The organism is Novosphingobium sp., assembly GCF_020852455.1.
GTDB lineage: Bacteria > Pseudomonadota > Alphaproteobacteria > Sphingomonadales > Sphingomonadaceae > Novosphingobium.
In genome coordinates, this window is sequence record NZ_JADZAT010000006.1 from 83,669 (window position 1) to 107,180 (window position 23,512).

Sequence of the window (23,512 nt, forward strand, 5' to 3'; positions counted from 1 at the left end):
TCTGCAATGCCCGCGAGGGCCGCAAAGTGCAAGTCAGATGATGTCGGCGATGTCCGCAAGGCTGGTGCGCAGCTTGTCCAGCGCCTGGGCCTTGAGCTGGTGCACCCGGGGGACCGAGACCTGCAGCGCCTCGGCAATTTCGGCCAGATTCAACTCTTCGACGAAGTAGAGCTGGATCACCAGTTGCAGCCGATCGGGCAGCAGCGCGATCGCCCCGGCCACCGCTTCGCGCAGTTCCGTATCAGCCAGGATCGCAAAACCGTCGGGCCGTTCATCGGCAAAGGCCATGTCGGCATCGGAATAGGCCAGGTCGATCGATTCGAAGCGCAGCGGTTCGCTCGATCCGCGCAGCGCTTCCAGTTCGGCTTCGCCAATGCCCAGCGCCTCTGCCAGTTCGCGGGGCTGCGGATCGCGGCCCAGCTGGCCGCGCAGCGCAGTCTCGGCCTCGCGCAACTGGCGGCGGCGTTCGACAGCGCCGCGGCTCAGCGGCACATGGCGGCGAATCAGGTCAACCATCGCCCCGCGCACCCGCAGCTTGGCATAGGCGGCAAAGCCGTCCTCGGTCGGCCCGGCGTGTTTCTGGGCGGCTTCGGTCAGCGCGACCATCCCCGCCTGGATCAGGTCTTCCAGCTCGATCCCCTGGCGTCCGCCGCCATGGACATGCCAGGCCAGCCGCCGGACCATCGGCACGAAGCGGCGGATCCGCTCGGCACTGGCGCCGCGATAGGCCTCGGCGGCGGAAAAGCTCTTTTGATCGTGGATCATGCCAGCACACTTTCGATTTCAGGTTCGGGTGAAGGTTGCGGAAGCGCCGGTGCACCGATCACGGCCAGCACCTCGATCGGCTGGGCGGCGGGCAGTTCGGCAATTGACAGGACGGTGCAGGCCGGTGCGCGCAGCCGCAGCAACGCGGCCAGTGCACGGCGGGCGCGCGGCTGGACGATCAGCGCGGGCGGGCCGGCACCGGGGCCGCGCTCGGCAATCAGCGCGGCGACATGATCGCCGATGCTGCGCGCCAGATCGGGCTCGATCACCGGCTGGCCAGTCGCCGGATCGGCCAGGCCCTGGACGATCGCTGCCTCCAGCTGGGCGTCGAGCGTCAGCACCGGCAGGCGTTCGCCCGGCGCGCAGATCCGCCCGACGATCATCCCGCCCAGTTCGGCGCGGACCAGATCGACCAGCCGGTCGTGCTCCTGCGTCTGCTGCACGCCCTGCGCCAGCGCGGCCAGGATCGGCAGCGGGTGGCCGATCGGCAGCCCGTCTTCCAGCAGCGCGCGAAACAGCCGGGTCAGCGCGGCGAGCGACAGCGGCGCGGGATGCACCGCCTCGACCAGTCCGGCAGCATGGTCCTTGACCGCATCAAGAATCGCCTTGAGCTCATCCGGCCCGAACAGCGCCTGCGGGCGGTCACCCAGCAGCTGGTTGAGCTGGGTGGCGATCACGGTGCTGGCATCCACGGTCAGGTAACCCTCGGCGATCGCCAGATCGCGCTGCGCCGGATCGATCCACACCGCCGGGCAGCCAAAGCTGGGATCGCGGGTCTCCTCGCCCGGCAGCTGCACGCCGGGACGAACGTCGCCGGCATCGATCGCCAGGATCCGCTCCGGACGCACCGAGCCGCCACCCAGCGGAACCCCGCCCAGCGTGATGCGATAGTCGCCCGGCGGCAGGTCAAGGCTGTCGCGAACCCGGAATTGCGGAACGATGAAGCCGAACAGCTGGCTGAGCTGCTTGCGCACCCCGGTGATCCGCGCCACCAGCGGCGATCCGCGTCGGTCGTCGACCAGATGAACCAGACCATAGCCCAGCTCGATCGTCACCAGGGTGTGATCGGACACTTCCTCCAGCAGGATCCGGCCCGGCTCGGCCGGCGGCTCGGTGGCGGCCACCGGGGCGGGCCGCGCGGCGCGTTTGGCCAGCGCGTGCCACAGCCACCCGGCCAGCGCGGCAGCGGGCAGGAACACTGTCTGCGGCATCGCCGGGATCATCCCGATCGCGCCCAGGATCACCGCCACCGGCAGCCAGGTGCCGGGATTGGCGAGCTGCCCGCCGATCTGCCCGGCCAGATCGCGGCTGTCGGATACGCGGGTGACGATCACCGCCGCCGCGATCGACAGCAGCAGCGCGGGCACCTGCGCCACCAGCGCATCGCCGACCGCGAGGGTAATGTAGTTCTCGGCCGCTTCGCCCGCTGTCAGGCCGTGGCTGATCATCCCCAGCGCGAAGCCGGCAACGATGTTGACTGCCAGGATCAGCAGCGCGGCGATCGCATCACCCTTCACGAACTTGCTGGCACCGTCCATCGAGCCGTAGAAATCGGCCTCGGTCGCCACTTCGCGGCGGCGCGCCTTGGCTTCGTCGGCGGTGAGCAGCCCGGCGGCCAGATCGGCATCGATCGCCATCTGCTTGCCCGGCAAGGCATCAAGCGTGAAGCGCGCCGATACTTCCGAAACGCGCCCCGCGCCCTTGGTGATGACCACCATGTTGATGATCATCAGGATCATGAAAACAAACAGCCCGACCGCGAAATTGCCGCCGACGAGGAAGGCACCGAAGGCCTCGATCACGTGCCCGGCCGCCGCCCCGCCTTCATGGCCGTTGACCAGCACCACGCGGGTCGAGGCGACGTTGAGCGCCAGCCGCAGCAGCGTTGCGAACAGCAGGACTGACGGGAACGCGCTGAAGTCGAGCGGCTTTTCGGCATTCATCGCCGCCATCAGGATCGCCACCGACAGCGCGATGTTGAGCACGAAGAACAGGTCGAGCAGCACCGCCGGGGTCGGCACCACCATCAGGCAGATCAGCGTCAGGATCCCGGCCGGCAGCGCAAAGGCGCTGGGCTTGATGCGCGCCAGCCAGTTCACAGCCCGAAGACCCGCAGCTTGCCATAGGCCTGACGGACATGCGCCGGCATCGCCTCGCGCCCGGCGCCAAACGTGGCGGCCAGGGTATCGGCCATCGAGGGGCGGCTTGTTGGTTGTGAAAGCCCTTCCCCGGTGGGGAAGGGTTGGGATGGGGGTTCAACGCCGACATGGTTCCCCCACCCCCAGCCCCTCTCCCCTGGGGAGGGGAGCCAGTCATCGGGACCGGCACTCCCCATCGCCCGCGCCATCTTGCCGCGCAGCAATTCCATCACCCCGCCCAGTGAGCGCGGCGCACCGCTGGCGTCATAGAAAATCGCCCGGTTCGCGCCTGCGGCCTTGGGGAACAGCGCCGCAGCGCTCTGCCCGGGATCGGTGGCCAGGGCGGTCAGGAACCGCCCGGCCCCATCGGCGCCCAGGAAGTGCGCCATGTACAGCTCGGCCGGATCGGGCTCGCGGCCCAGCACACTGGCCAGGTAATTGCGGTTGTCGCTGGCCAGCTCGGCAGCCATCAGCGCCGAGGCATCGGGATCATAGCGCAGCGCCAGCACTTGCTGGCGCAGGGCCGGATCGCGTACCCGCCCGCCCTGGATCGCCGCATCGGCCCAGCCCAGCCCGTGCTCGCTGCCGTGCCGGTCCAGCGTGGCCAGCCAGGTTCCCCGGGTGAACTGATAAAGCCCGGCCGCACTCGACGTGCCGGCCCTGGCATCGGGATTGAGGCTCGATTCAAGCCGCGCTTGTCCCAGCAGATAGGAAAAGTCGATGCCCGTGGCCTGGCTGGCCCGGGCGATAGCCGCGTGGACTTGCGGTGTGGGCGCCGTGGCACCGATCGATCTGGCCTCGCTCAAGCGGAACTCCCGCAACGGGTTGACGTTGCAGGGTGTTCAGCAAGGGGCGTGCCAATTCAGCAGATGCGCTTAGCGAGCGCCGGCATAGGCATAGCCGGCACTGCCCGCGCGGTAGAGCGCGGGCGTGCCGGTCAGGGCATCAAGCCGCGCCGCGACATTGGCGGCAATCAGGTTGCGAACCTGGCGGTTTACCTCGTTCAGCCGCCGCGCGGCATCAAGCAGGCCGCGGCATTCCTCGTCGATTGCACCGGCGTCGGCAAAGGGGCCGGCCAGGTCGATCGTGCCGCACAGCGCGACCTTGTCCTGCGCGCAGCCCATGATCGCATCAAGGTCGAGCCCGGCAAGCGCCTGCCGTTCTTCCTGCAGCACGGCAACCATCTGCCGCAAGGTATCGCGCAATTGGGCAGAGGTCATTTCCCGCTCCTCAGCAAAAATCCGGCGGCAATCATCGCGTCGGCAACCTTCATCGGCAGCACCGGATAGCTGCCGCGCTCGATCGCCTTGCGGATTTCCGCGACGCGTTCGGCGTTGACCGGGGCCTCGCCGGGATCGAGCGCGGCGCTGCGCTGCACCGCCGATTGCGGCGCGGCATGCGCCCGCGCGGTATCACTGGCCACCGGGGTGGCCTTGCCTTGTGCCACCGCGCCAGTGCCGCGGGGCGTCTGGGGACCAAGCGGTCCAAGTTCGATGGGGGGCATGGTGCCGCTCCTTGCTAGTTCGTCAGACCCAAGAACGGCACCGGCATTCCGGCTTTAAGGGCAGGCGGCAGCAAAATGCCGGATCACGGCAATGCAATGCCGACCAGCCCCGGGCGCAGCACCCTGCCGCGCAGCGCCGGTGCGGCGGGATTGGCGGTGCGGACCTTGATCCAGGCACCGATCGGCCCGCTTTCAAGCGCTTCGCCCGATTGCGCGACGGTGAAGCCCTCACCGCTGACCGCGATCGAAACCGCATCGCCGCGCGCCACGGCTACGGGTGCGGCCTCGCCCCGGGCTTGGCCAGCCAGCGGCACGAACAGCTTCCAGCCGCCCGGCACCGGGCACGCCACCTCAACCGTATCCTGCCGCGCGCCGTACCAGCCGGTCGCCAATGGCACGCGGCAGGGCGCCAGTCGCAGGCGCCGGTCAACCGGCAAGGCCGCGCCGCCGGGCTGGCCCTGCGGCAGGCCGGTGAACTGGGCCACAGCGCGATCGACCGCGTCGAGATCGGCATGGCTCTGCGCCAGCGCGGGCGCCGCGAGGGCCAGCCCAAGCAGGAAGATGGGGTAACGGATCATGGCGCCTTCTCCTTGGCAGGTTGTCCGGTCATGGGTTGCAAGCCGCGTGCCACCAGCGCCTGGTCATAGGTCAGCGTGGCGAGCGGCGGCCCCTGAGCATCGGGTTCGATCAGCACCCGCGCGGGCCGCCCGGCACTGCGCGCCAGCTGCAAGGCAGCTTCGGCCTCCACTGGGGAGGCGACGATAGTCACCCGCAAGCGCGGATCATGCGCGGTGGTCGCCAGCCATTCGGCCAGGTCCGGCCCGCCCGCCGCCGCGCTCCACACCGCAACCGGCTCGCCCAGCGCGGGCAAGGCCGGGCGGGCGGGCAAAGCGGGCGGCGCTGGCCGGGCGGTTCCGGGATCTTCGCTGACGACCGCAGCGGTGACCATGAACAGGATCAGCGACAGGTCGGCCAGCACGGTCTGCCAGCCGCTGCCGGCGCGCGCGATCATATCGCCTCGGCCGGCACGGCGGCGAGCCGTTCGGCCCGGGGGCGCGGCGGCATGGCCTTGGCAACTTGCCCGGCCAGCCAGTCGATCACCTTCTGACGCTCGACTTCCTCGGCCTGCGCCTTGCGCTCAACCATCCGCGAGAGCGGCGCGAGCAGCAGGTTCGCGCCGAGCAGTCCGTAAAGCGTGGTCACCACCGCCATCGAGATCGCCGCAGTAAACGAACCGCGCGCGATCCCCTCGGCGGGCAGCTGGCTGAGCGAGATCAGGGTGCCCGCCAGGCCGAAGACCGGCGAAAGCTCGGCCGCCTGGGCCAATGTGCGCACCGCCCGCTCGGCCTCGCCAAGGCGGCGGGCGCGGTGAGCTTCATGCGCGCTCATCAGCGCCGGCAACGATCGCTGGGTGATCAGCGCATCGGTTGCCTCGTCGAATTCGCTGTCGCCAAAGCGATGCGGCTGGGCGCGGAACAGGCCGTCCTGCTGGATCTCCTGGATCTGCAGCGCCAGTTCGGCCCGTGCCGCCTCGGGATCGAAACCGTCCTCGCCCAGCGCGCGCAGCTTGGTCCAGGTCAGCCGGCAATCGCTCCAGCCGGCGCGCAGCACGGTGGCCAGCGCGGTCCCGCCGAACACGATCAGCGCGGATGGTCCATCGACCAGGTTCAACAGGTTCATCGGCGCTCCCTTCGCACGCGTTCGACCAGTTAGAACGTGTGCCCCGGCAAGCATTTCAGGCGGCGGACGAAATTTGCCGGATGCGGCAGGATCTTGCCGCCTTAACGGGACAGCAGCCCGCACAATTCCGCCATTTGCGCAGTTGGCACGGCGCTTGCTGAACACCTGGCACGCACGGATGCGAAGGAGTGTGCCATGGCCACCAGCCTGTTCGGAATTCACGGGGATGCGCTTCAGCTGCGCTCGCAGCGGCTGGGGCTGATCACCTCCAACATCGCCAATGCCGGGACCCCCGGCTACAAGGCGCGCGACATCGATTTCGCTGCGGCGCTGAAAGCGCGGCAGGGCGGTCAGTCGCTCGATATGTCGGCAGCGGGGGCGATGCGCTACCGCGTGCCGGTGATGCCCAGCCTTGACGGCAACACCGTCGAGATGGCCACCGAGCAGACCGCATTTGCTGAAAATGCAATCGGTTACCAGGCAACACTCAGCTTCATTCGCGGACGGGTCGATACCCTGACCCGCGCGCTGAAGGGCGATTGAGCGTGGCCGCCCCTGCCCCCCTCACCCTGTTCGGGGTCGCCCAGCGCGGCATGTCGGCCCAGCTGGTGCGGATGAACGCGGCCAGCTCGAACCTGGCCAATGCCGGTTCGGTCGCGGCCAGCGAACAGGAAGCCTACCGCCCGATCCGCGCGGTCTTTTCCGAGCAGTACGACCGCGCCAGCGGGCTTTCGACCGTCAATGTTTCCAATGTGTTGCGGACCAATTCTGCGGCGATGAAGGAATACAATCCCAACCACCCGCTGGCCGATGGCGAGGGCTACATTTTCACCGCCCCGGTCGATGCCAATGCCGAGATGGTCGAGATGCTCGATGCCTCGCGCCAGTACCAGAACCTGGTCGAGGCGATTTCCACCGCCAAGCAGTTGATGCTCGATACCATGAGGATGAAATAATGGCTGTTTCTTCAGTAACTTCCGCCGCGCAGCAAGGCGCCTCCCGGCCACCTTCGCAGATGCTCGGACAGGCCGATTTCATCCGCCTGATGACCACCCAGATGAAGCTGCAGGACCCGCTTGAGCCGGTCGATAACAAGGAAATGATCGCCCAGATGGCGCAGTTTTCCTCGCTCTCGGGGATCGAGAACATCAATTCGACGCTGAAGGCGATCTCGACCCAGCTCGACCAGGTGCTGAGCGCCCAGGGCGCACCCCAAACCGTCACACAGGAGTAACCCCGATGTCCTTCTACACCTCCCTCAACGGCCTCAAGAACGCCCAGACCGAACTGTCGGTGATCGCCAACAACCTGGCCAATGCCGAAACCACCGGGTTCAAGAAAAGCCGGGTCAATTTCGCCGACATCGTCTCCAGCTCGGCCGCGACCAATCCCAAGCTGGTCAAGGGCATCGGTTCGACCGTGCTGTCGATCGACCAGAACTTTTCGCTGGGTCCGGTCCAGCAGACCGGCGCCGCGCTGGACCTGGCGATCGACGGCGAAGGTTTCTTCACCAAGGTCAGCCCGATCACCGGCAAGACCTTCTACACCCGCAACGGCAATTTCAGCCTCGACGGGGCCGGGTTCATCACCGACTCGGTTGGCAGCCGGCTCCAGATCCTGCCAGTTGACGCCGCCGGCGCGGTCACCTCGCTGACCCCGCAGGACGCCGCGATCCCGCTGACCAATGGCGCGGGTTCGGACTTTGTCGGGGTGACAGTCAACACCGACGGCTCGCTGATCGCCTCCTATGCCGATGGCACCACCCAGTCGGTCGGCAAGGTCGCGCTGGCGGCCTTCGTCGCGCCAACCGGGCTGCTTCAGCTGGGCAACCAGGATTGGGGCTCGACCGGGATTTCCGGTCCGGCCAGCTACAACCAGCCCGGCGCGGCGCGGTTCGGCAATATCCGTTCGGGCAGCCTTGAGCAGTCCAACGTCGATATTGCCGAGGAAATGGTCGGGCTGATCACTGCCCAGCGCTATTTCCAGGCCAATGCCAAGGCGATCGATACCGCGACCCAGCTGTCGCAGACGATCGTCAACCTGCGCACCTGATGAACCCTCGCTTCCCAACCCCGTTCGTCCTGAGGAGCCGGAGGACTGAGCGGTTTTGGAAGTTGGCTGGAAAGGTAGGCATACAATGGACCGCCTGATCTGGACCGCCGTCACCGGCATGAACGCCTCGATGGCGCGCGAACGGATGATTGCCAGCAACATGGCCAATGCGCAGACCCCCGGCTTTCGTGCCGAGGTGATGGCGCAGACGCCGATGACACTGGAGGGCCCCAGCCTGGAAGTGCGTTCGATGAACGATTCCTCGGTCTATGGCGCGCAGATGGATGCCGGAGCACTGGTCGAAACCGGCCGTCCGCTCGACCTGGCCTTGCAGGGCGATGCGCTGCTGAGCGTCCAGGCCAGCGACGGCACCGAGGCCTATACCCGCCGCGGCGACATTTCGATCTCGCCGGCGGGCCTGCTGGTCAATGGCGAGGGGGTGCCGGTGCTGGGCGATAGCGGCCCGATCAGCGTGCCGCCGGACGGCGCGGTTGCGATCGGTCAGGACGGCGCCGTACTGGTCCGCGACAAGGCCCAGCCCGAAGCTCCGCCCCAGCAGATCGGCCGGATCAAGCTGGCCAGCTGGCGCGGCAGCCGGATCGAGAAAGGGCTCGACGGGCTGTTCCGGGTCTATGGCGGCGGTGTGCTGCCGCAGGATCTGGAAGCACGGGTGATCCCCGGCGCGCTTGAACAATCGAACGTCAAACCCAGCCAGGTGCTGATCGAAATGGTCGAGGCCCAGCGGCTCTACGACATCCGCACCAAGCTGGTCGCGACCGCCAAGGAACTCGACGAAGGCGGCGCCAGCCTGATGCGGCTGGGCTGACCAGAAATTCCCAAGGAGTAACCCATGCCCACCTCAGCTCTCCACGTCGCCCGCACCGGGCTTGAAGCGCAGGATGCGCGGATGCGGGTGATCGCCAACAACCTGGCGAACATCGGCACCACCGGATACAAGCGCGACCGCGCGAATTTCGCCACCCTGGCCTATCAGGATGACCGGATCGCCGGGCAGCAGAGCTCGACCGAAACCGCCTATGCCACCGGGCTCAATCTGGGCACCGGGGTGTCGGTGCAATCGACCACCGCGATCACCACCCAGGGCACGCTCAATCCGACCGGCAACGGGCTCGACCTCGCGCTGGATGGCGATGGCTATTTCCAGGTCCAGCTGCCCGGCGGCAAGCTGGGCTATACCCGCGCCGGCAATTTCAGCCGTTCGGCCGAAGGCCAGCTGGTCACCGCGCAGGGCTATGCCGTGCAACCGGCAATTGCGATTCCCGAGGATGCCGCTGCGATCACCGTTGGCAACGACGGCACCGTGACCGTCACCACCGGGGCCAGCGCGGTCCCGACCGAGATCGGCCAGATCACGATCGCCAGTTTCGCCAACCCGGCCGGACTGCAGGCACTGGGCGACAACTTCCTGAGCGAAACCGCCGCCAGCGGCCCGGCCCAGATCGGCGCCGCGGGCGACGGGGTGCGCGGGGCGATCCGCCAGGGGATGCTGGAAAGTTCGAACGTCAACGTGGTCGAGGAGCTGGTCGACATGATCGAATGCCAGCGGGCCTACGAAATCAATTCCAAGATGATCAGCGCGGTCGATGAAATGCTGCGCAACGCCAACCAGACATTGTGAGGTAAACTGCGATGCCTTCTGCAATCTGCAAGCCGGCCGGCCTGGTGCTGGGGGTGCTGGCCTTCGCTACCCAGGCCTGCGCCGGACCCAAGCCGCAAGCCGGGTTCGAAGCCGCGCTGCCGCCGCCGGTGGCCGCGCCCAGATCGGCCGATGGTTCGATCTTCAACCCGCAGGCCGGCTATGCCGCGCTCTATACCGGGCACCGCGCGCAGGCGGTGGGCGATCCGCTGACCATCGTGCTGGTCGAACAGACCAGCACCAGCAAGAGCGCCGGATCGAAAAGCGCCAAGAGCGGCAGCTTTGGCGTCACCCCGCCCGCGTCCGGCCCGCTCAGCTTCATCAAGCCCGAAAGCCTGGCCGCCAGCGGCAACACCGCGTTCAAGGGCGATGGCAGCGCAACCCAGGCCAGCACCCTGGCCGGCGAACTGTCGGTCACCATTGCCGAAGTCCGCCCCAATGGCACCGCGCTGGTGCGCGGACAGAAGCGCCTGATGCTGAGCCAGGGCGAGGAATGGGTGCAGCTGTCCGGCATCGTCCGCCTGTCAGACCTTGATGCCGACAACCGCGTCGCCTCCACCCGGGTGGCCGATGCGCGGATCACCTATGCCGGCAACGGCCCGGTCAGCCGCGCCAGCCGCGAAGGCTGGCTGTCCAAATTCTTCAACATGATCAGTCCGTTCTGAGGATACGCCGATGCTGAAAGCCATTTTCAGAGCCCTGCTTTGCGCGCTGGCGGTGCTGGCCTTGCCAGCACCTTCCCACGCCGAACGCGTGCGCGATCTGGGCGCATTTCAAGGGGTGCGCAGCAACCAGTTGACCGGTTACGGCATCGTTGTCGGCCTGGCTGGTACGGGCGATGACAGCCTGGAATACCTGACCCAGGCGATGCACGGGGTGTCGGGCCGGGTCGGCGTGCAATTGCCGCCCGGAGTCAATCCCGCGCTCAAGAACGCGGCAGCCGTGATCGTGACTGCCGACCTGCCGGCCTTTGCCAAACCCGGGCAGCGGATCGACGTGACCGTTTCGGCGCTGGGCAAGGCCAAATCCTTGCGCGGCGGGGCGCTGATCCTGGCGCCCCTCTATGGCGCGGACGGGCAGATCTATGCCATGGCCCAGGGCAACCTGGCGGTTGGCGGGCTGGGCATTTCGGGCGCCGATGGATCGAAGCTGACGGTCAATGTGCCCACTGTCGGCCGGATCGCCGATGGCGCCAGCGTGGAACGCAGCGTCGCGACCGGGTTCGACAGCGGCGAAGTGCTGCGCTGGAACCTCTACCAGTCCGATTTCCTGACCGCGACCCGGGTGCGCGATGCAATCAACCGGCGCTGGCCGGGCACCGCCACGATCGACGATGGCATCACCCTGTCGCTGCGCCTGCCAGCGGGCCCTAATGAACGCGCCAGCATGATGGCCGCGATCGAGATGATCGAGGTGACCCCGGCTGAAGCCGCCGCCAAGGTGGTGGTCAACAGCCGCACCGGGACGGTGGTGATCAACACCGCGGTCAGGCTCTATCCGGCGGCGATCAGTCACGGCAAGCTGACCGTGCGGATCGATGAAAATCCGCAGGTCGTCCAGCCCGCCCCTTTAAGTCGCGGCCAGACTGCCGTTCAGGAAGACAGCAAATTGAGCGCCGAAGAGGATGGCCGGTCGGTCATGCTGTTCAAGCCGGGGGCATCGCTGGCCAAGCTGGTCGATGCGCTGAACCTGCTGGGGGTCGGCCCGTCCGACCTGGTGGCGATCCTCGAGGCGCTGAAAGAAGCCGGTGCCCTGAAGGCGGAGATCGAAGTGATATGACCCCGATCAGTTCCCCGATGCTGGCCACCGGCAGCCTGCCCGCCAGCCACGGCAGCAACCGCGAACAGCTGGCCAAGGCGGCGCAGCAGTTCGAGGCGATCTTCGTGCGCCAGATGCTGGCCGCCGCGCGCAAGAGCAGCTTTGGCGGCGATGTGCTGGGCAGCCAGGGGCTCGATACCTTTCGCCAGATGCAGGACGAACACTTTGCCGACCTGGCCGCGCAGCAGGGTTCGTTTGGCCTGGGCAGGATGATCGAGCGGCATTTGGCGGCTCAAGTTTCCCCCCTCCCGCCTGCGGGAGGGGCCGGGGGTGGGCCAGTCGGTTCAACCAGCAATTCGCGATTTCAGACTCACCCACCCCTAACCCCTCCCGCAAGCGGGATGGGGACCCTTGTTGCGATTACGCCAAAGGGTTCTGACTGATGTCCTCCGACCTCCTCAACATTGCCGCCAGCGGGGTCCGCGCCGCGCGTGCCGGGCTGGACGTGACCAGCCAGAACATCGCCAATGCCGGCACCGAAGGCTATGTCCGGCGCAGCCTGCGCCAGTCCGAAGTGGCGCTGGCCGGGGGCTATGGCCGGGTTGGCGACCTGTCGCTGTCGGGCGTCAGGATCGACGGGCTGCAACGCAATGCGGACGGCTTTCGCCAGGCCGAAGTGCGCCGCACCAGCGGCGATGCCCGGCGTGCTTCGGAGGAGCTGCAGACCTGGCAGAATGTCGAGGCCGCGCTGGAACAGGCGCGGGTCTTTCCGGCGCTGACCCAGTTTGAAAACGCGCTGCAACGCCTGGCGACCGATCCGGTCGATCCGTCGCTGCGCACGGCGGTGCTGGAAGATGCGCGGACGCTGACCAAGACCTTCAACCTGGCGGCCAGCGGGCTGGATACCGTGGCCGAAGGGCTGCATTTCGATGCCGATGCCGGGGTTGCGCAGGTCAACCTGTTTGGCCAGCAGCTGGCCCAGCTGAATGTCCAGCTGGCCCGCGCGACACCGGGCAGCAGCGATCAGGTTTCGCTGCTCGACCGGCGCGACGCACTGCTCAAGAACCTGTCGGACTATACCGACCTGTCGGTCAGCTTTGCCGCCGACCAGACCGTGACGGTGCGGATTGGCGGCGCGGCCGGGCCGCAGCTGGTGGCCGGCAACACCTCGGGCACGCTCACCTCGGCCACTGCGGGCGATGGCACCCTGTCCTTTGCGCTGGGCGCCAGCGCGGTGACGCTGTCATCGGGATCGCTGGCCGCCGCCGCGCAGGGACTGGTGATGGTCCGCGATACCCGGACCAGCCTTGATGCGGTTGCGGATTCGCTGATCGCCACTGCCAATGCCGCGCAGGCCAGCGGGGTCGCGCTGGATGGAACACCAGGCCAGCCGATGTTTTCGGGCAGCGGCGCGGCAGGGATCGCGCTGGCGCTGGGCAGCGGCGCCCAGCTGGCCACCGCGCCGGCGGGCGCCCCTGCGGGCAGCCGCGATCCGGCCAACCTTGCGGCGATGCGCAACGCCTTTTCCGCCGCCGACATTTCCGGCCAGGCCAGCGGGCTGCTGTTCCAGGTCGCCAGCGCGACCCAGGGCCGCAAGCTGACCAGCGAAGCGCTTGACGCGATCGCCGGGGCCGCGCGGCTCGCGCTCGACAGCCAGGCCGGGGTCAACCTTGATGAGGAAGCGGTCAATCTGGTCCGCTTCCAGCAGGCCTTTCAGGCCAGCAGCAAGGCGATCCAGGTCGCCTCCGACATGTTCGATACCCTGCTGGCGATCCGCTAGCAGCCCGGGAGCCATGCCATGACCTCTGTCAGCACCAGCGCCTTCTACGATCGCTCGAACCAGGATCTTGCCACCCTGCGCGCACGGGCCGATGCCCTGCAGGCAGCGATCAGCAGCGGCCAGCGACTGGCGACCGGTTCGGATGATCCGGTTGCGGCGGCGCGGCTGCGCACGCTGGGCCGGGCTGACAGCTTTGCCGAGATCGACAAGGCCGTCGCCGCGCGCGCCAGCAGCGATCTGACCCTGACCGACCAGGCGCTGTCGAGCTTTGCGGATTCGCTGATCCGGGTGCAGGAACTGGCCACCCAGGCCGCCAACGGCGTGCTGACCGCCAGCCAGCGCGCCGGGATCGCGACCGAGCTTGACCAGCTTCGCGACGAGATCGTGCGCATGGCCAACACCCGCGACAGCGCCGGTCATGCCCTGTTCGGCGGCGACGCGCCGGGTGATGCCTATACGCTCGATCCGGCGGGCAACCCGCTTTACATCGGCACGCCCACCGCCAGCGACCTGCCGCTGGGCGACGGGCAGAGCGTGACCCGCGGGCTGACCGGGCCGGAAGTGCTGAACTTCACCCATGGCGGCACACCGACCGACCTGTTCGCGGTGATCCGGACCCTCAGCGATGCGCTGAAAGGCGCCGTGCCCGACCCGGCGCAGGCCGCGCGCGATGCAATGGGCGCGCTCGACACCGGGCTGGAGGCGATCACCACCCAGCAGACCGTGGTCGGCGCGCGGCTCAACTGGATCGACCTCAACACCGAGCGCCGCACCCAGATGGGCCAGCTGCGCGCCGAGGAGCAGGCCGACGTCGGCGGGACCGATCTGGCGCTGGCGATCTCGCAGCTCCAGCAGACCATGACCGTGCTCGAAGCCAGCCAGGCCAGCTTTGCAAGGCTGGCCTCGCTGTCGTTGTTCGACGTGTTGCACTGACACCTAAGCTACTGAATTCCAGGGGGTAAGAATGTACGCCGCAATCGGTATCGTGATCCTGATCGTAATGGTCTTTGGCGGCTTCGCCATAACCGGCGGTGCGCTGGGCCCGGTGATGCACGCAATCCCGCACGAAATGCTGATTATCTGCGGCGCCGCGGCGGGCGCGATCGTGACCGGCAACAACCTGCACGGAATCAAGGCTTTCGGCGGCGGTTTCGGCAAGGTGTTCAAGGGCCCCCGCCACACCAAGCAGGATCATATCGACGCGATCATCCTGACCACCAAGCTGATGAAACTGCTCCGCGCCGAAGGCCCGGTGGCGCTGGAAAGCCACGTGACCGAGCCGCAGAACTCGCCGATCTTCGCCGAATTCCCGCGCCTGCTGGCCAACAAGCCGCTGACCGCGCTGATCTGCGATACGCTGACCCTGATCGTGGTCTCCTCGGGCACGCTGGAAGTCCACGCGGTCGAGGAAGTGATGGACAATGCGATGAAGCAGCACTTCCATGAAATGCACGAACCGCAGCACGCGCTGCAGAACCTGGCCGATGCCCTGCCCGCGCTGGGGATCGTTGCGGCGGTGCTGGGCGTGGTCAAGACCATGGGCTCGATCGACAAGCCGCCTTCGGTACTGGGCGGGATGATCGGCTCGGCGCTGGTCGGGACCTTCATGGGGGTGCTGCTGGCCTATGGCATCGTTGCACCAATGGCCGGGCGGCTGAAGCAGATCATCGAGGCCGACGAGCAGATCTTCCACGCGGTCAAGCAGGTGGTGATCGCGTCCTTGCACGGCTGGCCGCAGCCGCTGGTGGTCGAAGGCGCGCGCTCCGGCCTGGGGCACGATTTCCGCCCCGGCCTGTCCGAACTGCTCGACGCGCTGCGCGGGCGCTAGGCCATGGCTGCTGCCAAGAATTCGCGCGGCAAGAACGAACTGCCGCCGCCGATCATCGTCAAGAAGGTCACGGTGGTGGCCGGCGGCCACCACGGGGGCGCCTGGAAGGTGGCCTATGCCGATTTCGTGACCGCGATGATGGCCTTCTTCCTGCTGCTGTGGCTGCTGGGCGCAACCACCGAAAAGCAGCGCAAGGGCATTGCCGACTATTTCACCCCCACGCTGGTCAAGCTGAAGCAGGAAAGCGCGGGGTCCAATGGCATGCTGGGCGGCAGTTCGATCACCGATGTTGACAGCTATCCCAACCGCGCCGGGCAGACCGGAACGCGCTCGATGACGATCCCGCGCGATACCACCGGTGGGCCCAAGGAGGGCGCCGACAAGATCAAGAAGATGGGCCAGATGCAGCAAAAGCTGGCAGCCAAGCTGGCCGCCAATGCCCGCCTGTCGAAGCTGGCCAAGCAGGTGCGGATGATCGATACCTCCGAAGGGATCCGGATCGATCTGGTCGATGATGCCGATTTCTCGATGTTCCAGCTGGGCACCACGGTGCTGACCCCCGATGCGGCCGGGCTGCTTGAGGCGATTTCGGCCATGCTGTCTAGCGAACTGGGCGGAATCTCGATCCGCGGCCACACCGATGCCCTGCCCTGGAACGGCGGCGCGGGGGCCAACAACTGGTCGCTGTCAGCCGGTCGCGCCGAAGCGACCCGCCAGGCGCTGATGCAGCACGGCATCGCCGAAAACCGCTTTCGCAAGATCGAGGGCGTGGCTGACCGCGAACCGCTGGTCAGGGACAAGCCCGAGGATCCGCGCAACCGGCGGATTTCGATCCTGCTGATGCGTTAGGCGGATCGTCCGGCCCGCCAGGCCGCCAGATCGCGCGCCATCCACGATTGGCGAAAGCCCTTGCCGGCCAGAAGCCGGCGAAAATCGGCCTTGTTATCAAAATGCTGCAATTGGCGGTGATAGTAATTTATGTATTCAAGCAGGGCGAGCACCGCGCTGACGCTGGCCGCAATCTTGTCTGCGGTGCCAACTGCAAGACCCGGCACCAGCCATCCGGCGACGGCGGTCGCACATCCCGTCAAGGTGAGGACAAGCGCTCGCTCTTGGAGGTAATCGATCACTTCCAGAGTTCTTGACGAATTATGCGCCTTGCCGCGGAGCTGGCGGACCTTTCCACGCCAATACAGCGCACCGATCACCAACAGCATGACCATCGCGGACATCGGGATCAGACTGACCCAACCGAGTTGGCCTTTGCTGAGCGCAAACATCAACAGCGGCAGCGCGATCGCGTTGCCCGCCTCCATCTTCCAGTAAGGCTCCAGCCGGGCGAGAAGATTTGCCCGGCTACGGTTATCGGCAGCCATGTCGAACTTCTTTGCCACGCCTCAGTCCACCCAGTCCCGGCTGCGCGCCACGGCCTTGTTCCATTTGGCATAAAGCGCAGCACGGCGATCCTCGGGCATGGCCGGGTGCCAGCGCTTGTCGACGCCCCAGTTCGCGGAGATATCGGCGGTGGAGGACCAGTAACCGACCGCAAGACCTGCGGCATAGGCGGCGCCCAGTGCAGTCGTTTCGATCACCTTGGGGCGCATCACCGGCACGCCCAGGATGTCGGACTGGAACTGCATCAGCAGCTCGTTGACCACCATGCCGCCATCGGTTCTGAGTTCGGTGATCGCCACGCCCGAATCCCTGGTCATGGCATCCAGCACTTCACGGGTCTGGAATGCGGTTGCCTCCAGCACCGCACGCGCCAGATGGCCCTTGCCTGCAAACCGCGTCAGCCCGGCGATTACCCCGCGGGCGCTGTCATCCCAGTGCGGCGCGTAGAGCCCGGAAAAGGCCGGGACGAAATAGACATCGCCATTGTCCTCCACGCTCGCGGCCAAGGCCTCGATCTCGGCGGCATTGGCAACCAGCCCCAGATTGTCGCGCAGCCATTGCACCAGCGCTCCGGCAATCGAAATCGAACCTTCCAGCGCATAGACCGCAGGCGCCTCGCCCAGCTTGTAGCCCAGCGTGGTCAGCAGGCCGGCCTCAGACGGGAACGGCTTTTCGCCGGTGTTCATCAGCATGAAGCAGCCGGTGCCATAGGTGTTCTTGGCCTCGCCCGGCGCAAGGCAGGCCTGCCCGAACAGCGCGGCCTGCTGATCGCCCAGGATCCCCGCCAGCGACACCCCTTCAAGCACGCCGGTGCATTTCCCATAGACTTCACTCGACGAGCGAATCTCAGGCAGGCAGGCGCGCGGAATTTCAAGCAGGCGCAGGATCTCCTCGTCCCAATCGAGCGTCGCCAGGTTCATCAGCTGGGTGCGCGAGGCATTGGTCACGTCGGTCACGTGCAGCCCGGTCAACTGCCAGGCCAGCCAGGTATCGACATTGCCGAACAGCAGTTCGCCCGCTTCGGCCCGGGCCCGCGCGCCGGGCACGGTGTCGAGCAGCCAGCGCAGCTTCAGTCCCGAGAAATAGGTGGCGAGCGGCAGGCCGGTGGCCGCGCGCAGCCGGTCCTGCCCGCCATCGGCGGCCACCCGGGCAACCAGATCGGCGGTTCGGGTATCCATCCAGACCAGCGCGTTATGGACCGGGTGGCCGGTGGCCTTGTCCCACAGCACGGTCGTTTCGCGCTGGTTGGTGATCCCCACCGCAGCCAGGTCGGTCAGCGCCAGTTCGGCCTTGGCCAGTGCGCCGACGATCACCTTTTCGGTGTTGGCCCAGATTTCCAGGGCGTCATGTTCAACCCAGCCAGGCTGCGGCATGATCTGGGCGTGTTCCATCTGATCGACCGCGATCGTCCGGCCAGCCTGATCGAAAACGATGAAGCGGGTGCTGGTGGTGCCCTGGTCGATTGCGCCGACGTAATGTGTCATGGTCTCTCCCTCTTGCCGCTCTGGCTATTTCAGCCGCGCCGCGCCCGCAAGGTTGAAGCGCGATCTGATTTGGGCATAGTGCCGTAATGCACATCGCCTTCCTGCTGTTTCCCGGGGTCACTCAGCTTGACCTGACCGGCCCCGCCCAGTTCCTGTCACGGCTGCCCGATGCCAGGGTCGATCTGGTCTGGGAGAGCCGCGATCCGGTGCCGACCGATGCCGGCTTTGCAATCCTGCCAACCGCGACCTTCGGCGAAGTCCCGCGCGCCGATCTGCTGTGCGTGCCAGGCGGCATGGGCATTGCCGGGGTGATCGACCACGCGCCAGCGCTCGACTGGGTGCGGCAGGTGGGCACAGCGGCGCAATGGGTAACCAGCGTCTGCACCGGCGCGCTGGTGCTGGGGGCCGCTGGGCTGCTCAAGGGCTACCAGGCGACCACGCACTGGGCCTGGCATGACAAGCTGGCGCTGTTCGGGGCCGAGCCGGTCCATGCCCGCCACGTGATCGACCGCAACCGCGCAACTGGCGGCGGGGTAACTGCCGGGATCGATTTCGCGCTGGCGCTGATGGCGCGGATCGCGGGTGAAGATCATGCTCGCGCGGTGCAACTGGCGCTCGAATACGATCCCGCCCCGCCCTTCGATGCCGGCAGCCCGGCCAAGGCCGGTGAGGATCTGGTGGAGGTCTACACCCAGCGCGCCCGGCGGCTGGCACCCACCCGCATGGACGACCTGCTGGCATCGGCGCGGCGGCTGGGCTTTGTTACGGAAGGACAGGAATGAGCACCGGACATTACATCCTCTGGGGGCTGCCGCATTCGCTCTATGCGGGCAAGGCGCGCAGCTATCTGATCAAGAAGCGGGTGCCCTATCAGGAACTGATGGCTTCGGATCCGCGCTTCATGGGTGAGATCGTGCCGCAGATCGGCCATATGGTGATCCCGGTGCTGGAAACCCCGGCGGGCGAGCTGATCCAGGACACCACCGATATCATCGACCATATCGAGGCACGCCACGGCGAGGTTGTGCTGGAACCCGAAGGCCCGGTGCAGCGGGTGGTGGCGCATATACTCGACTCCTTCGGATCGAACTATCTGCTGCCGATCGCGATGCACTACCGCTGGTCGTACCGGGCCGAGCAGGAGCTGTTCCTGCAGGCCGAATTTGCCCGCGCGGTGCCTGTGTCGCTGCCCTATGAACAGCGGCTGGCTGCGGCGCAGATGGTGATGGCCCGGTTCAACGGCATGCTGCCGCCACTGGGCGTGGAGCCTGCAACTATCCCCGCGCTGGAATCCGCCTTCCTTGAACTGCTCGACGTGCTGGAAGCGCATTTCCGGCTGCATCCCTATCTGCTGGGCGGGCGGCCCAGCCTGGCCGATTTCGGGATGATGGCGCCGCTCTATGCCCACCTGGCCCGCGATCCGGTTCCCGCCATGCTGATGCGCACCCGCGCGCCCAGCGTGGCGCGCTGGACCGAACGGATGAACAGCGCGGAAATCGTCGATACCGACTATGCCGATACCAGCGGCGCCTATCCGGCCAATGACGCCATTCCCGAAAGCCTGGCGGCGGTGCTCAAGGTCGCCTTCGCCCAGTGGGGACCGGGGCTGGCTGCCGATGCCGCGCAGTTCGATGCCTGGCTGGACGCGCTGCCCGATCCGGCGCCCGGCACGCTGGTTTCGCAGGACGGCAAGCGCCAGGTCCATCCGCATGTCGGGCGGATCAGCTATCCCTGGCGCGGGGTGACGATGCAGCGTGCCAGCCACGTCCACTCGCTGTGGCACCTGTCCCGCGCACAGGCCATGGCCGACGCGTTGGCGGGCGAAGACCAGGCCCGGCTGGCCAGCCTGCTGGAAAGCACCGGGGGCACTGCGGTGATGGCCACACGCACCGCCCGGCCGATCACGCGGGAGAACAACGTGCTGGTGCTGGGATGAAGCGATTGGTGGCGGCCCTGGCCCTGGCGCTGGCAGCGCCGGGGCTGGCCGCGCCCGCGGCCAAGGAAGCCGCCAGTCCCGAGGTCTATCTTTCTGAAGATGGCCAGACGGTCTATCTGATCGGCACTCTGCGCGAAGGCAGTTTTCTGAAGTTCGACGCAGCCTTGCAGGACGCGCCGAAGGCCCGCTGGCTGTTCCTCGCCTCGCCCGGCGGACTGACGATCGAAGGCCGGCTGATCGCCGCGCTGGTGCGCAAGCGCGGGCTTGATACCTATGTTGAATACTACTGCGCTTCGGCCTGTACGCAGGTGTTCGTGGCCGGGCGCCAGCGGGTGATCGGCAAGGAGGCGGCGCTGGGGTTTCATCAGGCTGCGGTGGTCGATGCCAAGGGCCGCACCAAGGGCGTGCGCCTGCCGACCACGCGCAAGCTGACCGCGACCACGGTGTTCGGGATCAACGGCAACGATACGCTGCGGCTGGCCTATGAACTGGCGGGGATTGATCCGCAATTCATCGACAAGGTGTTGCAGCAAAGCCATTCCGACATGTGGGAGCCGGCCGCGCCCGAACTGCTTGCAGCGAAAGTCGTCACCCGGCTTGCCGAGCGTCCCGAATTGCTGTTGCCACCGCGAGCGGTCAGCCGGGCCGAAGTGACTGCGCGGATCGCCCAGCTACCGCTCTGGCGCCAGGTCAAGCAGAGCTATCCGAGCGAATTCGAGCGAGCCGCAGCCGATACCTGGCGGCTGGCCAACAGCGGGGCCGGGCTTGAAACCGCGATCAGCCTGACCCGCGCTGACCTGACCAGACTGATCAACCCCAGACTGCTTACCGCCAGCGACGATCTGCTGGACCGGATGCTGGCGCTGCACGCCCGCACCGCCCGCGAGCAGCGTGAGCGCGATTACCCGCTGTGTGACCGTGACCGGCTGATCGACAACCGGCCGCCCGATCCCGCCCAGGCCGCGTTCGAACGGAACGAGGACCTGCTGCTGGCCGAAGCGCTGGGCTCACCCGCAGTTTCCACTCCGCCTCCCCGGGACGTGGCGATCAACCTGCTGGCGAACGAAGTGATGCCCCTGATCGGCAAGAGCTATCGCCGGGGCGATGCCGATAGCGGCGCCGGCGGCTGCCGGATGAGCTATCGCACCTATGAAGCGATCGGTGACTTGCCCAAGGAAAAGCGCGTACGGGTCTTCCGGGCGCTACTGGCCTACCCCAAGCTTATCTAGCCGGCTGCGCGGCAAAGCTGCGTTCGTGTGCGTCGCGGCGGATCAGCGCCTTGAGATAGCTCTTGGCCAGCGCGCGCGGCTTGTCCTCGTCTTCGTCCCAGCCCTGTTCGCTCAGGTATTCAGCGAAGCCTTCGATGTCCTCGTTGCCATAGCCGCTTAGCTTGCGCAGGCGGGCCTGGTGATCGTGAAAGAAGCGTTCGATCGGCTTGAGCGAGTGGCTGCCGTCCGATTCCACGGCCTGACCGACCGCTTCGAGCGTGAGCGCGCTCATCGCATAGTCATAGGCAAGGCGGCCCTTGCTCCGGTCCCAGCCATAGGCGGCGCGGCATCGCGAACGGGCGGCATCAAGCAGGCGGTTGGCCACCACCAGATTGCGCCCCCATGATTCCGAGAGTTTTTCTTCGCTATCGGTGCGCACGAAGATCAGCAGCAGCGCAATCTCGCGGTCTTCCTGGCTGAGCGTATCGTAAGTGCAGCGCACCGTATTGGCGGCCACCGGCGGCGGTGCTTGCGCCAGCGCCGGTCCGGGCAGCAGGGCCAGGGCAACAGCCATCGAGCAGGTTCGCCAAAACATCTCCTCATGACCTTGCCGCGCGGCTCCGGCGTTGTCGAGCCTGCATGCCAGCCGGACAAGAAAATGGCCCGGCGGTCAGGGGGGACCGCCGGGCCGTGCCTGGAAGGGACAGGCAGAGGGTAAAGGCTTAGCGCAGCAGCGACAGCACGTTCTGCTGGCTCTGGTTGGCCTGGGCGATCATCGCGGTCGAAGCCTGCGAGAGGATCTGGGCCTTGGCCATCGCGGTCGTTTCGGCCGAATAATCGGCGTCTTCGATCCGGCTGCGGGCATCGCTGAGGTTGGTCGCGGTGTTGGTCAGGTTGTTGACCACCGATTCAAGCCGGTTCTGCCCCGCACCCAGCGAAGCGCGGGCCGAATTGATCGTATCGAGTTCGGTGTCGATCGTCCCCAGCAGGGTGTTCGAAGCGGCAGCAGTCGAAACGTCATAGGACCCGGCAGCACCGCCGCTGGCAGCCAGCGCGGTCAGGTCGGCCATGGCCAGATCGACCGTATCGGCCCCGTCGGCACCGGTCTGGATGGTGACGGTGGCAACCGTGCCGTCGAACAGCTGGACGCCGTTGAACTTGCTGTTGGTGATGACCTGGTCGATCTGGCTGGTCAGCTCGTCAACTTCGGTCTGCATATAGGCGCGGTCGGTGGCGTCCTGATAGGTGCCCGAAGCCGACTGGACCGCCAGTTCGCGCACGCGCTGCAGCATGTTGGTGACTTCGCTGAGCGAACCTTCGGCGGTCTGCGCCAGCGCAATGCCATCGTTCGAATTGCGGATCGCCTGGTTCATGCCCTTGACCTGCGCGGTCATCGAGGTGGCGATGGCGAGGCCGGCCGCATCGTCCTTGGCGCTGTTGAGGCGCTTGCCGGTCGACAGGCGTTCCATCGCGGTGCCCAGCATCTTGCTGGCCGAGTTCGAAGCGTTGGCAGCGCGGATCGCGCTGATATTGGTGTTGATGACAGTCATGGATAACTCCCGTGGATAGTCCCGTAAGGCCAGCCGGGCGGACCATCCGTCGCGGCTTGCCCCACAAAGAGCGGATGCGGCGCGCGAAATTTAAGGGTGGTATCGTTTTCAATATTCGATTCCAGAAAAATTCAGCGTAATTCAGAATAGTTCGGTTGAGACAGGACGTTGCATCCGTATTTATACAACGTATATTGCATATTGCGATATATTAACGTCGATATATGAATTGATTTTTAGACTAGAATAACCTTCATACACGTGCGTCTAAGACAGCAATTTACTTACAGAAATCTGACACTATTTTTTACTGTCGATTAATTACCGCAGGCTACAAGTTTCCCGGAATTTCGGGAACTCTGCCATGGCCGACCAGGAAATTATTTCGAAACTTCAAACCCTTCTTGTCCGCAGCTATGCGCGGCGAGTTGGTGATGTACTGAAGGGACTCGCCCAAGACAGGCCCGTCAGCGCCGCGTGATGTGGATCACGGCGGGGGCTTTGCTGCTCAGCCTAATCCTTGCCGCATTGCTGGTCTTCGCGCTGCGCGCCCGCGCAGAAGCCGAACGCCAGCGCGCCGAGGCGGAGGGTCTTGTGGAGTTCATGCTGACTGACCTGCGCGACAAGCTCAAAGGCGTCGGCCGGCTGGACGTGATGGATGCGGTGAACCTGACAAGACTCATCCCTTTAATCTCTATGTGTTGATTGCCCAAGACAAAGGACCTGCCCTGCCAGTCCGCTTTGATCCGGACGTTGACAATCCGCCCATATAAGCGC

At 66.4% G+C, this 23,512-nt stretch carries 29 protein-coding genes; 17 read left to right on the forward strand and 12 right to left on the reverse strand.

The features are described 5' to 3' along the window. Positions 1–33 precede the first annotated feature (33 nt). From IT549_RS01980 to IT549_RS02015, 8 genes are all read right to left on the reverse strand, one after another. Complete coding sequence (locus IT549_RS01980) at positions 34–765, reverse strand: sigma-70 family RNA polymerase sigma factor (RefSeq protein WP_292969587.1); 732 nt, start codon at positions 763–765, stop codon at positions 34–36. Beyond that, the gene (locus tag IT549_RS01985) at positions 762–2,792 is read right to left on the reverse strand and encodes a flagellar biosynthesis protein FlhA (RefSeq protein ID WP_292969706.1); all 2,031 of its coding nucleotides are present in this window, start codon (positions 2,790–2,792) and stop codon (positions 762–764) included. The genes IT549_RS01980 and IT549_RS01985 overlap by 4 nt, the downstream gene beginning before the upstream one ends. A gap of 68 nt (positions 2,793–2,860) precedes the next feature. After that, on the reverse strand, positions 2,861–3,709 hold the full coding sequence (locus IT549_RS01990) for a lytic transglycosylase domain-containing protein (RefSeq protein WP_292969589.1): 849 nt from the start codon (positions 3,707–3,709) through the stop codon (positions 2,861–2,863). A 69-nt stretch (positions 3,710–3,778) separates the two neighbouring features. After that, positions 3,779–4,123, reverse strand: coding sequence for a flagellar protein FlgN (locus IT549_RS01995; RefSeq protein ID WP_292969590.1), 345 nt, complete (start codon positions 4,121–4,123; stop codon positions 3,779–3,781). Continuing rightward, the gene (gene flgM, locus IT549_RS02000) at positions 4,120–4,407 is read right to left on the reverse strand and encodes a flagellar biosynthesis anti-sigma factor FlgM (RefSeq protein WP_292969592.1); all 288 of its coding nucleotides are present in this window, start codon (positions 4,405–4,407) and stop codon (positions 4,120–4,122) included. The genes IT549_RS01995 and flgM overlap by 4 nt, the downstream gene beginning before the upstream one ends. An 83-nt stretch (positions 4,408–4,490) precedes the next feature. Then, on the reverse strand, positions 4,491–4,985 hold the full coding sequence (locus IT549_RS02005; RefSeq protein WP_292969594.1) for a flagella basal body P-ring formation protein FlgA: 495 nt from the start codon (positions 4,983–4,985) through the stop codon (positions 4,491–4,493). Further along, positions 4,982–5,419 carry a hypothetical protein gene (locus tag IT549_RS02010; RefSeq protein ID WP_292969596.1) on the reverse strand — a complete coding sequence of 146 codons (438 nt, stop codon included), beginning with the start codon at positions 5,417–5,419 and terminating at the stop codon, positions 4,982–4,984. The genes IT549_RS02005 and IT549_RS02010 overlap by 4 nt, the downstream gene beginning before the upstream one ends. Beyond that, positions 5,416–6,087: a MotA/TolQ/ExbB proton channel family protein gene (locus IT549_RS02015; protein ID WP_292969597.1), complete on the reverse strand. Its 672-nt coding sequence runs from the start codon at positions 6,085–6,087 to the stop codon at positions 5,416–5,418. The genes IT549_RS02010 and IT549_RS02015 overlap by 4 nt, the downstream gene beginning before the upstream one ends. A gap of 195 nt (positions 6,088–6,282) precedes the next feature. Here IT549_RS02015 and flgB point away from each other — a divergent pair, with 195 nt between their 5' ends. The 13 genes from flgB (at position 6,283) to IT549_RS02080 (ending at position 16,011) form a co-directional block, all read left to right on the forward strand. Further along, positions 6,283–6,630, forward strand: a complete 348-nt coding sequence (gene flgB, locus IT549_RS02020) for a flagellar basal body rod protein FlgB (protein ID WP_292969598.1) — start codon at positions 6,283–6,285, stop codon at positions 6,628–6,630. A 2-nt stretch (positions 6,631–6,632) separates the two neighbouring features. Then, positions 6,633–7,043: a flagellar basal body rod protein FlgC gene (flgC, locus tag IT549_RS02025; RefSeq protein WP_292969600.1), complete on the forward strand. Its 411-nt coding sequence runs from the start codon at positions 6,633–6,635 to the stop codon at positions 7,041–7,043. Continuing rightward, positions 7,043–7,321 (forward strand): flagellar hook capping FlgD N-terminal domain-containing protein, encoded by a 279-nt coding sequence (locus IT549_RS02030; protein ID WP_292969601.1) that lies wholly within the window; start codon positions 7,043–7,045, stop codon positions 7,319–7,321. The genes flgC and IT549_RS02030 overlap by 1 nt, the downstream gene beginning before the upstream one ends. A 5-nt stretch (positions 7,322–7,326) precedes the next feature. Further along, positions 7,327–8,139, forward strand: coding sequence for a flagellar hook basal-body protein (locus IT549_RS02035; protein WP_292969602.1), 813 nt, complete (start codon positions 7,327–7,329; stop codon positions 8,137–8,139). A gap of 85 nt (positions 8,140–8,224) precedes the next feature. After that, positions 8,225–8,965 carry a flagellar basal body rod protein FlgF gene (gene flgF, locus IT549_RS02040; protein ID WP_292969603.1) on the forward strand — a complete coding sequence of 247 codons (741 nt, stop codon included), beginning with the start codon at positions 8,225–8,227 and terminating at the stop codon, positions 8,963–8,965. 24 nt (positions 8,966–8,989) lie between these two features. Then, complete coding sequence (gene flgG, locus IT549_RS02045; RefSeq protein WP_292969605.1) at positions 8,990–9,778, forward strand: flagellar basal-body rod protein FlgG; 789 nt, start codon at positions 8,990–8,992, stop codon at positions 9,776–9,778. 11 nt (positions 9,779–9,789) lie between these two features. Further along, positions 9,790–10,461, forward strand: coding sequence for a flagellar basal body L-ring protein FlgH (locus tag IT549_RS02050; RefSeq protein WP_292969607.1), 672 nt, complete (start codon positions 9,790–9,792; stop codon positions 10,459–10,461). 10 nt (positions 10,462–10,471) lie between these two features. Beyond that, complete coding sequence (locus IT549_RS02055) at positions 10,472–11,575, forward strand: flagellar basal body P-ring protein FlgI (RefSeq protein WP_292969609.1); 1,104 nt, start codon at positions 10,472–10,474, stop codon at positions 11,573–11,575. Continuing rightward, the gene (locus IT549_RS02060; RefSeq protein ID WP_292969611.1) at positions 11,572–11,997 is read left to right on the forward strand and encodes a rod-binding protein; all 426 of its coding nucleotides are present in this window, start codon (positions 11,572–11,574) and stop codon (positions 11,995–11,997) included. The genes IT549_RS02055 and IT549_RS02060 overlap by 4 nt, the downstream gene beginning before the upstream one ends. Then, entirely contained in the window at positions 11,997–13,334 is a 1,338-nt protein-coding gene (gene flgK, locus IT549_RS02065; RefSeq protein WP_292969613.1) for a flagellar hook-associated protein FlgK, read from the forward strand. The genes IT549_RS02060 and flgK overlap by 1 nt, the downstream gene beginning before the upstream one ends. Before the next feature lie 18 nt (positions 13,335–13,352). Further along, positions 13,353–14,267, forward strand: a complete 915-nt coding sequence (locus tag IT549_RS02070) for a flagellar biosynthesis protein FlgL (RefSeq protein ID WP_292969614.1) — start codon at positions 13,353–13,355, stop codon at positions 14,265–14,267. Positions 14,268–14,298: 31 nt separating this feature from the next. After that, on the forward strand, positions 14,299–15,162 hold the full coding sequence (gene motA, locus IT549_RS02075) for a flagellar motor stator protein MotA (protein WP_292969615.1): 864 nt from the start codon (positions 14,299–14,301) through the stop codon (positions 15,160–15,162). A 3-nt stretch (positions 15,163–15,165) separates the two neighbouring features. Further along, positions 15,166–16,011 (forward strand): flagellar motor protein MotB, encoded by an 846-nt coding sequence (locus IT549_RS02080; RefSeq protein ID WP_292969616.1) that lies wholly within the window; start codon positions 15,166–15,168, stop codon positions 16,009–16,011. Here IT549_RS02080 and IT549_RS02085 read toward each other — a convergent pair. Together IT549_RS02085 and glpK are read right to left on the reverse strand one after the other, a co-directional pair. Next, entirely contained in the window at positions 16,008–16,556 is a 549-nt protein-coding gene (locus tag IT549_RS02085) for a hypothetical protein (protein ID WP_292969617.1), read from the reverse strand. The two genes, IT549_RS02080 and IT549_RS02085, sit on opposite strands and share 4 nt — an antisense overlap. 3 nt (positions 16,557–16,559) lie before the next feature. After that, the gene (glpK, locus tag IT549_RS02090; protein ID WP_292969618.1) at positions 16,560–18,041 is read right to left on the reverse strand and encodes a glycerol kinase GlpK; all 1,482 of its coding nucleotides are present in this window, start codon (positions 18,039–18,041) and stop codon (positions 16,560–16,562) included. Between the two features lie 86 nt (positions 18,042–18,127). Between glpK and IT549_RS02095 the strand changes: the two genes are divergently transcribed. Genes IT549_RS02095 through IT549_RS02105 form a run of 3 tightly spaced genes read left to right on the forward strand, consistent with a single transcriptional unit; the run spans position 18,128 to position 21,206 of the window. Next, positions 18,128–18,823, forward strand: a complete 696-nt coding sequence (locus tag IT549_RS02095; RefSeq protein WP_292969619.1) for a DJ-1/PfpI family protein — start codon at positions 18,128–18,130, stop codon at positions 18,821–18,823. Beyond that, positions 18,820–19,977, forward strand: coding sequence for a glutathione S-transferase family protein (locus tag IT549_RS02100; protein ID WP_292969620.1), 1,158 nt, complete (start codon positions 18,820–18,822; stop codon positions 19,975–19,977). The genes IT549_RS02095 and IT549_RS02100 overlap by 4 nt, the downstream gene beginning before the upstream one ends. After that, positions 19,974–21,206, forward strand: coding sequence for a hypothetical protein (locus IT549_RS02105; protein WP_292969621.1), 1,233 nt, complete (start codon positions 19,974–19,976; stop codon positions 21,204–21,206). Before IT549_RS02100 ends, IT549_RS02105 begins: the two co-directional genes overlap by 4 nt. Here IT549_RS02105 and IT549_RS02110 read toward each other — a convergent pair. Both IT549_RS02110 and IT549_RS02115 read right to left on the reverse strand, forming a co-directional pair. After that, positions 21,199–21,759: a hypothetical protein gene (locus tag IT549_RS02110; RefSeq protein WP_292969622.1), complete on the reverse strand. Its 561-nt coding sequence runs from the start codon at positions 21,757–21,759 to the stop codon at positions 21,199–21,201. The genes IT549_RS02105 and IT549_RS02110 overlap by 8 nt on opposite strands. Positions 21,760–21,907: 148 nt before the next feature. Further along, on the reverse strand, positions 21,908–22,735 hold the full coding sequence (locus tag IT549_RS02115; protein WP_292969623.1) for a flagellin: 828 nt from the start codon (positions 22,733–22,735) through the stop codon (positions 21,908–21,910). Positions 22,736–23,215: 480 nt separating this feature from the next. Here IT549_RS02115 and IT549_RS02120 point away from each other — a divergent pair, with 480 nt between their 5' ends. Next, positions 23,216–23,440, forward strand: coding sequence for a hypothetical protein (locus tag IT549_RS02120; RefSeq protein WP_292969624.1), 225 nt, complete (start codon positions 23,216–23,218; stop codon positions 23,438–23,440). Positions 23,441–23,512 lie beyond the last annotated feature (72 nt).

Bases quoted from the DNA above. Each gene is read 5' to 3' on its own strand.
- IT549_RS01980 (WP_292969587.1), bottom strand. From the start codon at position 765: ATGATCCACGATCAAAAGAGCTTTTCCGCCGCCGAGGCCTATCGCGGC.
- IT549_RS01985 (WP_292969706.1), bottom strand. From the start codon at position 2,792: ATGGTGGTGCCGACCCCGGCGGTGCTGCTCGACCTGTTCTTCGTGCTC.
- IT549_RS01995 (WP_292969590.1), bottom strand. From the start codon at position 4,123: ATGACCTCTGCCCAATTGCGCGATACCTTGCGGCAGATGGTTGCCGTG.
- flgM (WP_292969592.1), bottom strand. From the start codon at position 4,407: ATGCCCCCCATCGAACTTGGACCGCTTGGTCCCCAGACGCCCCGCGGC.
- IT549_RS02005 (WP_292969594.1), bottom strand. From the start codon at position 4,985: ATGATCCGTTACCCCATCTTCCTGCTTGGGCTGGCCCTCGCGGCGCCC.
- IT549_RS02010 (WP_292969596.1), bottom strand. From the start codon at position 5,419: ATGATCGCGCGCGCCGGCAGCGGCTGGCAGACCGTGCTGGCCGACCTG.
- IT549_RS02015 (WP_292969597.1), bottom strand. From the start codon at position 6,087: ATGAACCTGTTGAACCTGGTCGATGGACCATCCGCGCTGATCGTGTTC.
- flgB (WP_292969598.1), top strand. From the start codon at position 6,283: ATGGCCACCAGCCTGTTCGGAATTCACGGGGATGCGCTTCAGCTGCGC.
- IT549_RS02030 (WP_292969601.1), top strand. From the start codon at position 7,043: ATGGCTGTTTCTTCAGTAACTTCCGCCGCGCAGCAAGGCGCCTCCCGG.
- IT549_RS02035 (WP_292969602.1), top strand. From the start codon at position 7,327: ATGTCCTTCTACACCTCCCTCAACGGCCTCAAGAACGCCCAGACCGAA.
- flgF (WP_292969603.1), top strand. From the start codon at position 8,225: ATGGACCGCCTGATCTGGACCGCCGTCACCGGCATGAACGCCTCGATG.
- flgG (WP_292969605.1), top strand. From the start codon at position 8,990: ATGCCCACCTCAGCTCTCCACGTCGCCCGCACCGGGCTTGAAGCGCAG.
- IT549_RS02050 (WP_292969607.1), top strand. From the start codon at position 9,790: ATGCCTTCTGCAATCTGCAAGCCGGCCGGCCTGGTGCTGGGGGTGCTG.
- IT549_RS02055 (WP_292969609.1), top strand. From the start codon at position 10,472: ATGCTGAAAGCCATTTTCAGAGCCCTGCTTTGCGCGCTGGCGGTGCTG.
- IT549_RS02060 (WP_292969611.1), top strand. From the start codon at position 11,572: ATGACCCCGATCAGTTCCCCGATGCTGGCCACCGGCAGCCTGCCCGCC.
- flgK (WP_292969613.1), top strand. From the start codon at position 11,997: ATGTCCTCCGACCTCCTCAACATTGCCGCCAGCGGGGTCCGCGCCGCG.
- IT549_RS02070 (WP_292969614.1), top strand. From the start codon at position 13,353: ATGACCTCTGTCAGCACCAGCGCCTTCTACGATCGCTCGAACCAGGAT.
- motA (WP_292969615.1), top strand. From the start codon at position 14,299: ATGTACGCCGCAATCGGTATCGTGATCCTGATCGTAATGGTCTTTGGC.
- IT549_RS02080 (WP_292969616.1), top strand. From the start codon at position 15,166: ATGGCTGCTGCCAAGAATTCGCGCGGCAAGAACGAACTGCCGCCGCCG.
- glpK (WP_292969618.1), bottom strand. From the start codon at position 18,041: ATGACACATTACGTCGGCGCAATCGACCAGGGCACCACCAGCACCCGC.
- IT549_RS02095 (WP_292969619.1), top strand. From the start codon at position 18,128: ATGCACATCGCCTTCCTGCTGTTTCCCGGGGTCACTCAGCTTGACCTG.
- IT549_RS02100 (WP_292969620.1), top strand. From the start codon at position 18,820: ATGAGCACCGGACATTACATCCTCTGGGGGCTGCCGCATTCGCTCTAT.
- IT549_RS02105 (WP_292969621.1), top strand. From the start codon at position 19,974: ATGAAGCGATTGGTGGCGGCCCTGGCCCTGGCGCTGGCAGCGCCGGGG.
- IT549_RS02110 (WP_292969622.1), bottom strand. From the start codon at position 21,759: ATGGCTGTTGCCCTGGCCCTGCTGCCCGGACCGGCGCTGGCGCAAGCA.
- IT549_RS02115 (WP_292969623.1), bottom strand. From the start codon at position 22,735: ATGACTGTCATCAACACCAATATCAGCGCGATCCGCGCTGCCAACGCT.
- IT549_RS02120 (WP_292969624.1), top strand. From the start codon at position 23,216: ATGTGGATCACGGCGGGGGCTTTGCTGCTCAGCCTAATCCTTGCCGCA.